Source organism: Rhodococcus sp. 077-4 (assembly GCF_047782425.1).
Taxonomy (GTDB): domain Bacteria; phylum Actinomycetota; class Actinomycetes; order Mycobacteriales; family Mycobacteriaceae; genus Rhodococcoides.
This window is the reverse complement of the sequence record NZ_JAJPWC010000001.1, coordinates 1,632,981-1,646,755: the sequence shown is the minus strand read 5'-3', so window position 1 is coordinate 1,646,755 and position 13,775 is coordinate 1,632,981. Positions and strand designations below refer to the sequence as shown.

Annotated in this window: 13 protein-coding genes; 5 read left to right on the top strand and 8 right to left on the bottom strand. The window is 64.5% G+C overall.

Annotated features, from left to right (window positions below; all coding sequences use genetic code 11):
- Positions 1–703 precede the first annotated feature (703 nt).
- A complete protein-coding gene (locus ACNEOT_RS08150) occupies positions 704–2,398 on the bottom strand; it encodes an MDR family MFS transporter (RefSeq protein ID WP_415973376.1) in 1,695 nt (564 codons plus the stop codon).
- A gap of 91 nt (positions 2,399–2,489) precedes the next feature.
- Entirely contained in the window at positions 2,490–3,830 is a 1,341-nt protein-coding gene (locus ACNEOT_RS08145) for an MFS transporter (protein ID WP_415973375.1), read from the bottom strand.
- An 89-nt stretch (positions 3,831–3,919) separates the two neighbouring features.
- Here ACNEOT_RS08145 and aroQ point away from each other — a divergent pair, with 89 nt between their 5' ends.
- The 5 genes from aroQ (at position 3,920) to ACNEOT_RS08120 (ending at position 8,270) form a co-directional block, all read left to right on the top strand.
- Complete coding sequence (gene aroQ, locus ACNEOT_RS08140) at positions 3,920–4,354, top strand: type II 3-dehydroquinate dehydratase (RefSeq protein WP_415973374.1); 435 nt, start codon at positions 3,920–3,922, stop codon at positions 4,352–4,354.
- A gap of 82 nt (positions 4,355–4,436) precedes the next feature.
- Positions 4,437–5,186, top strand: a complete 750-nt coding sequence (locus ACNEOT_RS08135) for a DsbA family protein (RefSeq protein WP_415973373.1) — start codon at positions 4,437–4,439, stop codon at positions 5,184–5,186.
- A 4-nt stretch (positions 5,187–5,190) separates the two neighbouring features.
- Positions 5,191–5,757, top strand: a complete 567-nt coding sequence (locus tag ACNEOT_RS08130) for a vitamin K epoxide reductase family protein (RefSeq protein WP_415973372.1) — start codon at positions 5,191–5,193, stop codon at positions 5,755–5,757.
- Positions 5,758–5,915: 158 nt separating this feature from the next.
- Entirely contained in the window at positions 5,916–7,439 is a 1,524-nt protein-coding gene (locus tag ACNEOT_RS08125) for an NlpC/P60 family protein (RefSeq protein ID WP_415973371.1), read from the top strand.
- A gap of 36 nt (positions 7,440–7,475) precedes the next feature.
- Positions 7,476–8,270, top strand: coding sequence for an acyl-[acyl-carrier-protein] thioesterase (locus ACNEOT_RS08120; RefSeq protein ID WP_415973370.1), 795 nt, complete (start codon positions 7,476–7,478; stop codon positions 8,268–8,270).
- Here ACNEOT_RS08120 and ACNEOT_RS08115 read toward each other — a convergent pair.
- Genes ACNEOT_RS08115 through ACNEOT_RS08090 form a run of 6 tightly spaced genes read right to left on the bottom strand, consistent with a single transcriptional unit; the run spans position 8,171 to position 13,755 of the window.
- Positions 8,171–9,709 carry an AMP-binding protein gene (locus tag ACNEOT_RS08115; protein ID WP_415973369.1) on the bottom strand — a complete coding sequence of 513 codons (1,539 nt, stop codon included), beginning with the start codon at positions 9,707–9,709 and terminating at the stop codon, positions 8,171–8,173. The genes ACNEOT_RS08120 and ACNEOT_RS08115 overlap by 100 nt on opposite strands.
- Positions 9,624–10,277 (bottom strand): energy-coupling factor transporter transmembrane component T family protein, encoded by a 654-nt coding sequence (locus tag ACNEOT_RS08110; protein WP_415973368.1) that lies wholly within the window; start codon positions 10,275–10,277, stop codon positions 9,624–9,626. Before ACNEOT_RS08110 ends, ACNEOT_RS08115 begins: the two co-directional genes overlap by 86 nt.
- Positions 10,274–10,954 carry an energy-coupling factor ABC transporter ATP-binding protein gene (locus ACNEOT_RS08105; RefSeq protein ID WP_415973367.1) on the bottom strand — a complete coding sequence of 227 codons (681 nt, stop codon included), beginning with the start codon at positions 10,952–10,954 and terminating at the stop codon, positions 10,274–10,276. Before ACNEOT_RS08105 ends, ACNEOT_RS08110 begins: the two co-directional genes overlap by 4 nt.
- A 10-nt stretch (positions 10,955–10,964) precedes the next feature.
- Entirely contained in the window at positions 10,965–12,086 is a 1,122-nt protein-coding gene (locus tag ACNEOT_RS08100; RefSeq protein ID WP_415973366.1) for a thiolase family protein, read from the bottom strand.
- The gene (locus ACNEOT_RS08095; RefSeq protein WP_415973365.1) at positions 12,083–13,207 is read right to left on the bottom strand and encodes an AMP-binding protein; all 1,125 of its coding nucleotides are present in this window, start codon (positions 13,205–13,207) and stop codon (positions 12,083–12,085) included. The genes ACNEOT_RS08100 and ACNEOT_RS08095 overlap by 4 nt, the downstream gene beginning before the upstream one ends.
- Positions 13,204–13,755: a biotin transporter BioY gene (locus tag ACNEOT_RS08090; protein WP_415973364.1), complete on the bottom strand. Its 552-nt coding sequence runs from the start codon at positions 13,753–13,755 to the stop codon at positions 13,204–13,206. The genes ACNEOT_RS08095 and ACNEOT_RS08090 overlap by 4 nt, the downstream gene beginning before the upstream one ends.
- Between the last annotated feature and the right edge of the window lie 20 nt (positions 13,756–13,775).

Below are 13,775 nucleotides of genomic sequence, written 5' to 3'. Positions count from 1 at the left end.
CCATTGCACGACTGACTGAATTGCGCACCAAAGGCGTGTATGGCGTGAGACATTCATACTTCTGGATCCTGCTTTGAGCTTCTACCGCCTCTGCTTCAACACTGAAATACAGCCATGATGTGGGCGGCTATCAAACCCTCACTCCTGGTCATGGCCATTGCGAGCATCATGATGTGAGGCCAATCACACCATCAGGATATCGAGCTGTCAATCCGGGACAAGTAGTTTGTTTAGGGGGTCTAAACCGATCCATAACTCCATTACCGACGGTTACAGATAAACTATTAGAACTCATAAAGATTAGAATGCATAAAGACTATGCGCCCCACCCCGTCCAATGCTCCGAGAATCCTGGGCCGATCGTCCCTTCGGAATGCAGTGAAACCGGCAAGCCGAGCTCGCCTTGGCCTCTCGATTCTCTCGACGCTTTCTGCTGCGCCGGAGCACCGCCCGACATCGTGTGCAGCGAAACCTGTTTTAGGATGAGCACCAGCACGAATACCCTGATCTTCAGGATCGGCACCGCGACAGACACGTAATCCATTGCATCGGAGATCTCGATTCCGAACGGCCGAACTCGAGCGCGCACTGGCTGTGTCGAGCAATCACGGCCGCAATATCGGCGCGAAATCCATGCATGGGCCCCTGAACACCGCATCCGTGACGGGACCAGAATGCACCCGGTTGGCAGAACTCACCGCACCTACCGTTGGCTCGGGTCTACCTCGTTCGCTCGTTCTTCGTCTCGCTCCTGCTGCGCCGCGGCCAGACCCGACATCGTGCGCAGCGGAACCTCCTTCAAGAACAGCACCAGGACGAACCCGATGAGCATCAGAATCGACACTGCCAGGAACACGTAGTCCATGGCGTCGGAGAAGCCGATGCGGAACGGCTCGGCGAGAGCCGGTTCGAGCTTCTGGATGAACGAGCTGTCCTCCAGTGCACTGCCGGCGACGGAGGCATCGCCGGACGCGATTGCCCGCGCGAACCCGGATTGCAGAGGATCGGAACTGCTCGCGGCGCTCTGCACTGCCTGCTGGAACGCCGGAGTCGAACTCGCGGCGACCAACGCGTCGCCCGTCTTGGGGGTCAGCTGAGTGAAGAGCATCGACAGGAAGACGGCAACACCCACCGTCGCACCGATCTGCCGGAAGAACGTTGCGGCAGAAGTGGATACGCCCATGTCCTTGGGCGGCATCGCATTCTGGATGGCGAGGGTCAGCGGCTGCATCATCGAACCGAGACCGAGCCCGAACACACCCATGACGACCATCGTCTGCCACAGCGGGGTATCGGCGTGCACATAGTGGAAGACGAACATCGCGATCGCCATCAGCGCGGTTCCGACAATCGGAAAGATCTTGTAGCGCCCCGTCTTCGAGATGATCGAGCCCGAGACGATGGACGCGACCATCAACGCACCGACGAGCGGCAAGGTCTGATAGCCGGCCAGCGTCGGCGAGGAGCCCTTGACCACCTGCAGGTACTGCGGCAACAGCGAAATGCCGCCGAACATGGCCGCGCCGGCGATGACGCTCACGGCAATGCACAACGAGAACAACGGGTTTCGGAAGAACCGCATGGGGATCAGGGCGTCGTCGCCCATCTTGATCTCGGCGAGCACGAACGCGATGACGCCGACGATGCCGATTCCGAAGCACAGCAGGGCCCGCGGCGAACTCCATCCCCAGACGCGACCCTGCTCGGCGATGATGAGCAGCGGCACCAGTCCGACGCTGAGCAACACTGCGCCCCACCAGTCCACGCGCGCTTCGCGCCGATACACGGGCAGGTTCAGCACCCGCCACACCACCACGAGCGCGATGATCCCCAGCGGCACGTTGATGTAGAAGACCCAGCGCCAGCCGGTGATTCCGAGAATCGACGACTGCCCGGCGAGCAGGCCACCGATGACCGGCCCGAGCACACTGGACGTTCCGAACACAGCCAGGAAGTAGCCCTGATATTTGGCGCGCTCACGCGGCGGGACGATATCGCCGATGATCGCCAACGCCATCGACATCAGACCGCCTGCGCCGAGACCTTGAACGGCACGGAACGCGGCGAGCTCGTACATCGACGTCGCGATACCGCACAGCATCGATCCGACGACGAAGATCGAGATGGCAGTCATGAAGAACGGCTTGCGTCCGTACAGATCGGAGAGCTTGCCGTACAACGGCGTGGATACCGTCGAGGTGATGAGGTAGGCCGTCGTCACCCAGGCCAGAACCGAGAACCCGTTCAGGTCGTCGGCGATGGTGCGCACCGACGTCGACACGATGGTCTGGTCGAGAGCAGCCAGGAACATGCCCATCATCAGGCCCGACAGAATCGTCATGATCTCGCGATGCGAATACTCGCCGGTCGCGGGTGTCGTTTCAGGCTCGGTTACCATCTCTTTGACGCACCTTTACGTAGCATTTGCTTGTGTCCTACAACAATATTCGGACATCAGCATGCTCCCCGAAGGCCTTCGAAGCAAAGGTTTATCTGCGCCGAATCCGGTCCCGCACCTCACGCATCGTGTGTGGACGAATGCCCTCCGCCGCGAGCACCTTGCGAGTCTTGCTCCGCGTCGACAGAACTCCGATGATGGCGACGATCCACACCGGGAACTGGGCGAGCAACGCCACCCGGAAACCGTCGAAGGTGTAACCGCCCATCGCGTCGAGAATCCAGCCGATCGCCGCGATCACCAACAGCGACGCCAGGAAGCCGCCGATGTTCACCATCCCCTGCGCCGTCCCCAGATTTGCGCTCGGATTGAACGTGCGCGCGTAATCGAACCCGATCACCGAACCGGGGCCGCCCACCGAGATTACCACCACGAGCAACACCAGCAACCACAGCGGCGCGGGCCCCGGCAACGCCAGCACGATCGCCCACATGGTCGCGTTGCTGACCATGATCGCCAGCACCAGCCACGACCGTCGCATCGGGTAACGCCCGGTGAGCAACCCGAGCACGATGCCCGACGCCACCGCGGCCAACACCGACGTCGTCAGCAATGCTCCGGCCGTCGACGCCGACAGGCCCTGTGCTTGCGTCAGATACGGCACTCCCCACAGCAACGCGAACACCGTGATCGAGAACTGCGTACCCATGTGCGAGAAGAATCCGAGCCGAGTGCCGGGCCGACGCCACACCTCCGCGATGGAGGCGAGGGTCTGCCGCAGCGATGTGGGCCCACTGTCGGAGGCGAGCGATTCCGGGGCACCGCTTTCTGGGGCACTGCTTTCTGGGGCACCGCTTTCTGGGGCACCGCCGCCGTCGGGGCGGTCGCGAACGAGAGCGAGGACCAGGACGAGAGCGAGCAACCCCAACGCCGCCGCGCTACCGAAAGCGAAGGTCCAGCCGGACCCGTTCAACAGAATCAGGAACGGGACCGCCGAGAGCACCTGCCCGAATTGCCCGAGCAGACCCGTCAACTGCGAGACGATCGGCACCCGTCGCGGCGTGAACCAACGCGGCACCAATCGCAGCACCGAGATGAACGTGAGCGCATCACCCACGCCGACCAACGCGCGCGCTGCCACCGCGATCGGAAGCGATTCGGTGAGCGCCAACGTGATCTGCGCCGACGCCATGATCACTGCGCCCGCGGCGATCATCTTGCGCGAACCGATCCGATCCAGCAGCACCCCGGCCGGGATCTGCATGCCCGCGTAGACGATCACCTGCAACACCACGAACGAGGACAGCACCGACGGCGACACCGAGAAGCGATCGGCAGCACCGAGACCCGCAACACCGAACGACGTGCGATGCAGCACCCCGACGATGTAGGCGAAGACACCGACGCCCCACACCACCCACACGGTCCTCATGCAGTCACAGCTCTCACCGGACAAGTCTCTCAAGACAGCTGTGAAATGATCGACTCGGTAGTTCGTTGCGCAGGAAAGTGAGTCGAGTCATGGCCAAGCAACTGTTGGTGCTCAACGGTCCGAATCTGAACATGCTCGGAACCAGGCAGCCCGAGGTGTACGGCAGTGCCACCCTCGCCGACGTCGTCGCCCTGTGCGAGAAAACCGCCGCCGACCACGGATTCACCATCAAGGCCGAACAATCCAACCACGAGGGCCAGCTCATCGACTGGATCCACGAGGCCCGCGGGGTGGCATCGGGCATCGTCATCAACCCGGGCGGACTGACCCACACCTCGGTGGCGCTACGCGATGCACTCGTCATCCCGGAGGTGCCGATCATCGAGGTACACATCTCCAACGTGCACGCCCGCGAGGACTTCCGGCACCACTCCTACGTATCTCCGATCGCCAGCGGTGTCATCGCCGGCCTCGGGATCGACGGATACCGTTTCGCGATAGAGCGACTCGTCACTCTCATCTAGCAACAGCACTCAATCAGCAACAGCACTCATCCAGCAACAGCTCTCATCTGGCGCTCAGGTTGTCCTGCCTAAACTGGTCGCCGTGAACACGAGTAAGAACAGCGTCTCGAAAGACATCCGGGCCATGCAGAACGGCGACAAGAATCGTCGAACTCTGATTCAGATCGTCGTCGCAGTCGTGTTGATCGGGCTCGTGGCCGCGATTGCTTTCTTCGTCGTCAACAAGGATTCGACGTCGGGAGAGGCATCCCCCGCCGGAGGTTCCGGAGCGCAGCTCACCCCTACCTCTCTCACCGAGAACGGTGCCATCCGTTTCGGTAATCCCGATGCCACCACCGTGATCAGTGTCGTCGAGGACTTCCAGTGCCCGGCGTGCAAGAACTTCGAGTCCATCAGCGGTTCGACGTTGCAGCAGGTGGCCGACGCAGGCAATGTCGCCGTCGACTACCGACCGATCTCGATCCTCGATCGCTTCTCGAACGGCACGAAGTACTCCACCCGCGCGGCCAGCGCCTCGATCTGTGTGGCCGAGAACGATCGGGACAGCTGGATGAACTGGCACAACTCGATGTTCGCGGAGCAGCCCGCCGAAAACGGCAACGGCCTGTCCGACGACAAGCTCGTCGAGATCGCCGCCGCAGCCGGTGCCGACTCCCCCGCCACCGCATCGTGCATCGCCGACGGTAGCTACACCGACTGGGTCACCACCCAGACACAGTCCGTCCTCGGCGAAGGCATCAACGGAACGCCGAGCGTGCGCGTCAACGGCACCGACATCACCAACCCGACGCCCGAGAACATCCTCGCCGCTGCAGCAGCAGCCGGTAACTGACGCCGTGAGGACCCGGGCAGGCGCTGCAGTATTCACAGTCTTCAGCGCGCTCGGACTGTTGGCCGCACTGACGCTGACGATCGAGCGATTCAAACTGCTCGAAGACGCGTCGTACGTACCGTCCTGCAGCCTGAATCCGGTGCTCTCCTGCGGGTCGGTGATGGTGACGAAACAGGCTGCGCTGTTCGGGTTTCCGAACCCCGTCCTCGGCATCGTCGCGTTCTCCATCGCCCTCGTCGCCGGGGTGCTCGTGCTCGGCCGCGTCGAGCTGCCGCATTGGTTCTGGCTCGGGATGAGTGCAGGCCTGCTGCTCGGCGAGGTGTTCGTACATTGGCTGATGTTCCAGAGCCTGTACGAGATCAATGCCCTGTGCCCGTACTGCATGGTGGTGTGGGCGGTGACGATGCCGATGTTCGTGCTGGCACTGAGCCGATTGATCGGTCGCGAGAACCCCAGCACCGTGGGCCGGTTGTTCCTCGAATGGCGGTGGACGCTGCTCGCCGTGTGGTACGCAATCGTCGTCGCGCTCATCGGAATCCGCTTCTCGGACTACTGGGCGTCCCTCTTCTGACAACCGGTTTCGACAACCCTGTTCCGACAACGCTGCCACTCCTTTTGCGAATCTCATGAGTCGAACGTCCGCACCGTGCATGATGGGTGCAGCACCCGAGTGAGTCTGGTCACAGCTCCTGGCTCGGGGAAGGACGTTCGAGTAACAGGAGTCGATACATGGCCGGCGATCCCATCGCAGTCATCGTTGCCGTCATCGTGTCTGCCGCAGGTGCCGTCGCTGGCACGGACGCACCGCCACCGCTGCAGAATCAGGCGGTCCAGGATCAGGCGACAGAGATAGCTGCCTCCGCCGAGGACCAGGCGAAGACGATGACCGATCGATGGGCCGAGCTCCTGGGCACCATGCCCGAGCCTGCAGCCGATATCGCCGACCGAGCACTCTCCGACGCCGCCGAGGGCCTGCACACCGCGGCCGAGCCGATGCTCCCCGACTTACCGACGGTGGAAGACATCGAAACAGCAGGCACAGACACAGAAGCGGCAGAAACAGTCGAGGGCGCTACGGTGCCGACAGATCCGACAGCAGTAGCCGCCGCTACAGCTGCTGCGGCCGTACCCAGCACCCCACTTCCGTTCAGTGTGTTCTCGTCGAATGCCGGGTTCTCTTCCAGCGCGGTGTCCACCACCGCCGCTGCGCTCGGTGCCGGTGCTGTGCAGTTCGCCGGCCGCACGTACACCGCGGCCGATATCGCCACCCAGACGGCGTTCATGGCGTCGGCCGAGGCCATTCGGCGAGCGCTGTTTCCCGGTCAACCCGCCACGTTCACCGGCATCAACATAGGTCCGATCGGTTTGGGCGCAGTCGGAGCCATCACCGCCTTCGTGCCGTGGCTGCAGAAGGCGGGAAACATCTGCGGCGGCGTCAAAGCGACGACGATCGCCGCACTCTATGCCGCCGAGAACGGTTTTCGGCACGGCCCCACCGCTCCGGTCTCGAGCACCGGCGCGCAGGGTCCCGGACAGTTCATGCCGGGCACGTGGGCGACGTACGGCAAGGATTACGACGGCAACGGCGTCACCGACGTCAACAGCATCGGCGATTCGGTGATGGCGTCGGGCACCCTGCTGTGCGATATCTACGGACAGGTCGACGGCTGGAAGCGAGAGGGCAAGGTGTCCGGCGACAGCCTGGACCTGACGCTGGCCGGGTACAACGCCGGCGCGGGCGCGGTACTCCGATCGGGCGGGATGCCCTCGGGGACAGTCGATTACGAGACGCAGACGAAACCGTACGTGTCTCGTATCCGGGCGACCGAAGCGCAGTTCGCTGCCATCCTCACCCCGTTCGCCGGACTCGACCTCACCGGCATCGGCGGCCGGTCGGTGCAATTGGCGATGGACTACCTGGGCCTGCCGTACGTGTGGGGCGGCGGCAACATCAACGGCCCCTCCGGTGGCGGATTCGATTGCTCCGGCCTGACGTCGTATGCCCTGTACAAGGCCTCGGGTGGAAAGGTGACGCTGCCTCGCACCTCGGAAACTCAGTGGAATGTAGGTGCCGAGGTGCCGATGGAGCTCGCGCAACCCGGCGATCTGTTGTTCGGCAACTTCGGCCCGGCCGGCCCGGGACACGTGGCGATCTACATGGGCAACGGCCAGATGGTGCACGCTCCCACCACCGGTGACGTGGTGCGAGTGGCACCGGTGTTCGACGGAATGCGGGCCCGGCACATCGTGTAGCGGCGTTATTTCGGCCTGTCCGCGTACAGTGCGAGCGTGACCAATGCACGCGTGGAACCGGCCGGCTTCGAGGACGAACTGGCACCGGAGCCGCCGCCCGGTGAAGGCTTCGAGACCGACTGGCCGGTGCGGACGGGTGACATCGACCCGAACAACAGGCTGCGGTTCGACGGAGTGGCCCGGTACCTGCAGGACATCGGCACCGACAACCTCGACGCCACCACACTCGGCGAGACCGACCCGATGTGGATCGTGCGGCGCACCGTCATCGACGTCTTCGAGCCCATCCATTTTCCGGACCGGGTGCACATGCGGCGCTGGTGTTCGTCGATGTCGACGCGATGGTCCAACATGCGCGTGGCACTGACGACGCCGAAGGGTGGGCGCATCGAGACCGAGGGCTTCTGGATCAACATCAGCAAAACCACCGGAATGCCGACCCGCATCAGCGACGGTGCCTTGGAAATGCTGGCCCGAACCACCGATCAGCATCGCCTGCGGTGGAAGGCATGGCTGAGCGAGCCCGCACCGGCCGAGTCGCCCGCCGACATGCACTTCCCTTTGCGCGCAACCGATATCGACCCCTTCAACCACCTCAACAATGCGGTCTACTGGCATGCGATCGAGGAGTTGCTGGTCGACCTACCCGAGCTGGTTGCGGCACCGCACCGCGCCGTCATCGAGTACCTGAGCCCGGTGCTGGCGAACGAACGCGTCACCCTGCGCCACCGCTACTCCGGCGGCGCGCTGACCGTCTGGTTCGTCGTCACGGGAGCATCGGGCGAACCGGGAGCAGTACGTACTGTCGCCAAGGTTGCCCCCAAAGCCTGACGGTCCAGCTTGCCGCGTGGGGTGCGCGGCAAGCTGTCCAGCACGGCGATCACCACCGGTAGGCTCGGCCCAGGAAGTACGGCGCGCAGCCCGCGGCGGATCTGCGCGACGGAAGTCCGATCGGACTGCGCAAGAACGACTCCCGCTGCGGGTTCCTCACCGGTGCGGTCGTTGGGCAACCCGACCACCCCGGCCTCGAGTACACCGGGAACGGCGAGCAGGGCAGCCTCGATCGGCGTCAACTCGACGGTGAGCCCGGCTCTGACGATCGTGTCGCTGCTGCGACCGAGCAGGTGCAGCCCGTCGTCCCCCGATCGCGCCCGATCGCCGACCGTAATCCACCCGTCGACCGGCCCACCGGTCAAAACTTCCTGCTTCCCGGCGCGGCCGAGGTAACCGTCGAACAGCATGTCGCTGCGCACGTGAAGCAACTCGTCCCGAATCTCCACCTCGACTCCGTCGAAGAGCATTCCGGTGACCCCTGCGCCAGTGTTCTCGCTGCGGTCGTAGGAGACGAAACTGAGCTCGGACGCGCCGTAGAAGTGGGTCAGCGCCGCGTTCGGCAGTGCCGCCGCCAGTGCAGCCCGGCCCGACTCCGGCCACCGCGCCGCGGACGAGAGCACCTCGCGGACGCTGAGGGCTTCGACTCCCGAGCGAGCAATGTCCCACGCGATGGTCGGAACCGAATACAGATGGGTGGCAGCATCTTCGAGAGCTGCTTTCGGTTCACGCAAGTCCACCGTCGCCCCACGCGTGAGCGCATGCAGTGCGCCGTAGAGAAAATGTGTGTGATCGAGGGTGCCGGGCGCGGAGACCCGATCGCCCGGGCCGAGATCGAACAGGGCATCGGAGCGGTCGAGCGTGGCCGCCCACGACGCCTGATTGCGCACGAACAGTTTTGGTGGGCCGGTGGTTCCGGACGTGATGCCCACCAGCAGTTCGGTATTCGGGGTGGGGTCAGCGATGGCGACGGGCGTGTCGGCAGCCATGTCCTCGGGTGCGAATACGTCGACAGCACCCCAACGATGCAACCTCGAGTGTTGGCGCGGATGCGCGATGACGAGCGAGGGCTCACTCGCCGCCATGACGTCGGCGAACTCCTGGGGCAACAGATGCCGATGCAGCAGAACGACACTCACTCCGGCGTGCATCGCTGCGACGACGATCACCAGCGAACCGATGTCGGACGTCGGCAGTACCGCGATGCGACGCATCCCTGCCGATCTGTGAGAAAGCGCCGTCGCCGCGCGTTGCACCCGGCTCCAGAACTCGCGGTAGGTGATCTCACCGGTCGCGTCGACGATCGCCGTCTCCCGACGGTCGGAATGCCGCGCTATCCGAGAGGCGAGAAGCTCACTCGTCATGGTCTGTTTCGCAGTCGTCGTCCACACCGTCATCATCCACACCGTCGTCGTCCACACCGCGTGCGACGAGAGCATCCCCCATGGCGTCGGCAGTGCGGAGGGCGCGCACCAGGACCGGCGTAGCCAGTGCCGTCATCGACCACTGCAGCCCGCGAGCTTTGCGGGCCTGCGAGACCTCCTGCACGATCGACGCGAGTAGTGGGATGCATCGAATGGCAAGGGCCAGTAGCAGTCCGATGCGATCCGGATCGACGCCGAAGCGGCGGATGGGGCCGAGAGCCCGGGTGACGGTGTCGAGCATGTCGGTCACCCGGGTGGTCAGGGTGACGAGGGCCGCCAGTGCAACGGAGATCACCAGCACCCCGCACACCACTACCGCGCGCTGCCAGGTGGTGATGATCACCTGGAACACGCCGATGATCAACAGCATCCACAGCACCGGACACAGTTGCGCCAGTGCCACTTTCGCTGGGATGCGCGCCACGGCGAACAGAGCCGCGACAACCCCGGCGACTGCAGCCACCTCGAACGGGGTTCGTGCGAAGATCACCGTCGCCAGGATCGAGATGATCAGCGCGAGGAGCTTCCACCCCGGGCTCATCCGGTGCAGCAGAGAGGTGCCGGGGCGGTAGAGACCGATCATCCGATCAGCTCCCGATAAGCCGGGACGGCGGACGCAGGGGTGCCGTCGAATGCGATGCGGCCGTCGTCGATGACGATCACGCGCTCGAAGCTGTCCAGCAGCGCCAGTTGGTGGGTCACGACGATGACTTGCTGGTCCATCGAATCCAGAGCCTGGGCGACGACGCGTCCGTTGCGCAGATCCAGCAACGTCGTCGGCTCGTCTGCGACTACCACCTCCGGGCGTCGGATCAGGACTGCACCGATTGCCAGCAGTTGCTTCTGTCCACCGGAAAGCAAGTGCGCCGGATGGTCTCGGTGCTGATCGAGGCGGAAACGGACGAGAATCTCCTCGACGCGCTCGGCCACCTCGGCCTTGCTCAAACCGGACCTGCGCAGCGAGAACGCAAGATCCTCTGCAACAGTGGGCATCACGATCTGTGAGTCGGGGTCGGTGAACACGAAGCCCACCTTCTTGCGAACCTGCGCCCCCTTCTTCGCGGCGTCGATACCGTCGACGGTGACGCGGCCCGTATCGGGCTTGATGAGCCCGTTGATCATTCGAGCGAGAGTGGACTTGCCCGAACCGTTGGAGCCGATGATGCCGATTCGACGCTCGTCGAATTCGAGTTCGATGCCGTGCAGCACCTGCCGCTCCCCGAACGAATGGGAGATGTTCTCGAACTTGACCGTGCTCATATGACCCTGCTCATGTCACTCGCTCCACCAACATTGCTATACCTTGCCCGCCGCCGATGGCGCAGGCCGCCAAGCCCAGAGCCGAACCCCCGGGCTGGAGCATTCGAGAAGCCAGGCGCACCAACAAGATTGCACCGGACGCGCCCCACGGATGCCCCATCGCGATCGCTCCACCGTCCGGGCAGATGCGCTCCTCGTCGAGGCCCAGTTCGTCCGCGACGGCGAGCACTACCGATGCGAACGCCTCGGTGATTTCGACGGTGTCGACATCGCCGATCGCTACCCCGGTGCGGGCGAGCAGTTTCTCGATCGCGGGCACCGGACCGAGACCGGGAAGTGCCGGGTCGGACCCCGCGACAGCGCTGCCGAGGATGCGCATCGACGGCATTCCGGCCGCCCGTTCGGCCGAGGTGATCGCCAGAACCGCTGCGCCGTCGGAGATTCCGCACGAGTTGCCCGCAGTGGCGGTCCCGTCGGAGGTGAAGGTGGGACGTAATCTGCCGAGCCGCCCGGCGGTCATGTTGGGGCGGATTCGCTCGTCGGCGGCAATTTGCCCGATGGGGACGATCTCGGCGGCGAAGTCGTGCGCATGGGCCAATGCGAACGACCGTGCGGCATAGGCATCCTGTCGTTCTCGGCCGATTCCGCGAATTTTGGCGAGCTCGTCCGCTGCGGCACCCATGTCCGGATCCTCGAAGCCCTCGGGTGCGAACGGCGCCCGGGTGTAGCGGAAGGGTTCTGCGCCGTCGACCGGGGGCCAGAATCGCCATGGGGTCGTACTGGCTGATTCGACGCCGCCGGCCAGAATCAGCGTCTCGTCGCCACTGCGGATACGCGACGCGGCCTGCGCGACGGCGTCGAGCCCGGATCCGCACTGCCGATCGACGGTGACGCCGGGGACTCCGACACCGAGGCCCGCGAGCAGGGCAGAAACACGCGCGACGTCACCGCCGGGACCGAGACAATTGCCAAGGATCACATCATCGATCGGGATGCCGAGAGAGCTGACCTCTGCTGCAACAGCTTTCAGTACAGGGGCAGCCAGATCGGGAGCGGTGATATCGGCAAAGCCATGCCCAGCGATACCGATTGCAGTGCGTTTGCCTGCAACGATGACAGGAATCGGCGTCACACCAGTGCCCCTCGAGCGATTTTGCCGCTGGCAGTGCGGGGCAATTGGTGCACCACCGTCCACCGCCTCGGCAATGCTTCCTTCGTCATGATCGCGCGCGCGTCTGCGCGAATGAGGTCCAGCTCGCGGGATCCGTCGAGTTCGAGGACCGCTGAGACCGTTTCGCCGAGAACCGTGTGCGGACTACCGATGGCTGCCGCGGCTCGGACGCCGTCGAGTGCGGTCAGGATGTTCTCCACGTCCTCGGCGATCACGGTGGTACCGCCCACGTTGATCGCTGCATCCCCGCGGCCGTGGACCAGAAGCTCGCGGCCGTTCAGCTCGGCCAGATCACCGATGCCGAACCACCCGCGCGCACTGAGCGCCGAGTACGGGGATCTGACGAAAAGATACCCGCCCTCGGTGCGTGCGTCGACGCCCGAGAGCAGCATCAGCGACGAGTGCTCGCCCACCACCCTCGTCGCCACCAACGACAGCTCCGCCGAGCCGTAGTACTCGACCAGCCTCACGCCCTGCGCCGAGATAAGTTGCGCTGCAGCGGGATCGAGGCCGGCTCCTGCTGCGATGGCGATGCGCGCGCCTGGCATCGATCGAACCACATCGCGGAGCACCGCAGGAACAGCGTGCACCGCCGTGGCCAGCGCCGGGTCGTCGGTGACGCATGCCCCGAGCCACAGTGCGTGCACCGCGGCGAACAGGTGCATCGTGGCGTGCAGTGGTCCGGTGATCAGCACGGTGTCGGTGCGTCGAATTCCGGTGATCTCGGTGAACTCGGGGAAGCTGTCGACCCACGACGCTGCGGTGCGCTGCAGCGGTTTCGGGCGGCCGGTGGAACCGGAGGTCGCCACCAGCAGGAACGCGTCGGGATCGGTGGGTGCAGAGCGATCGGGACGGGCGGCCGGGTCCTCGATTCGTACCGCAGTGCCCTGGCGCGCTGCCGAGAAGACGCACATCAATGCCTCGGGCAGATCGAGCGCTGACGCGTCATGCACCGGGAGGTGAGGCCACTGCTCGACGGCGGCGTCGAGTTCGGCGTAGGTGAGGGTGCGACCACGCCAGACGACGGCGGTGCCGTTGGCTGTGCTGTTGTCGCTGCCTCGACCTCCCAGCGCGAGAGTCACGCCTTGATCAGACCCGGGTACGCACGGTGGACGCTCTTGGCGACAACGGTGGCGACGACGACCTTGGCGATGTCGCCGGGCAGGAACGGTCCGTTGGAGGTGACGGCGGCCCACAGTCCGACATCGGTACGCAGAACGAGTCCGATGATGCCGAATGCGTAGACGACCACGATGCCGCCGACCGCGTTGATCAGCAGGCCGAGCGCGATCGAATACTTCGGCAGGATGCGTGCGGTGAGCAAGCCGATCAGGAACGCAGCCGGGATCCAGCCGATCAGATAGCCGACAGTGGGTCCGGCCATGGCTGCGAGACCGGTGCGTCCACCTGCCAGGAGCGGCAAACCGATCATCGTCAGCGCGAGGAACACGAGGACCGCGGCTGTGCCCTTGCGGGGTCCGAGGATGGCACCGGACAGGATGATGCCGAGGGTCTGCAAGGTGATGGGGACGCCCGAGAACCCGACCGTGATCGAGCCCGGTAGACCGAGAGCAGCGATGAGTGCAGCGAACACTGCAATCTGCGCCATGTCACGGGCGGAGACGTTCATTCGCCCGACCTTACGGCTCG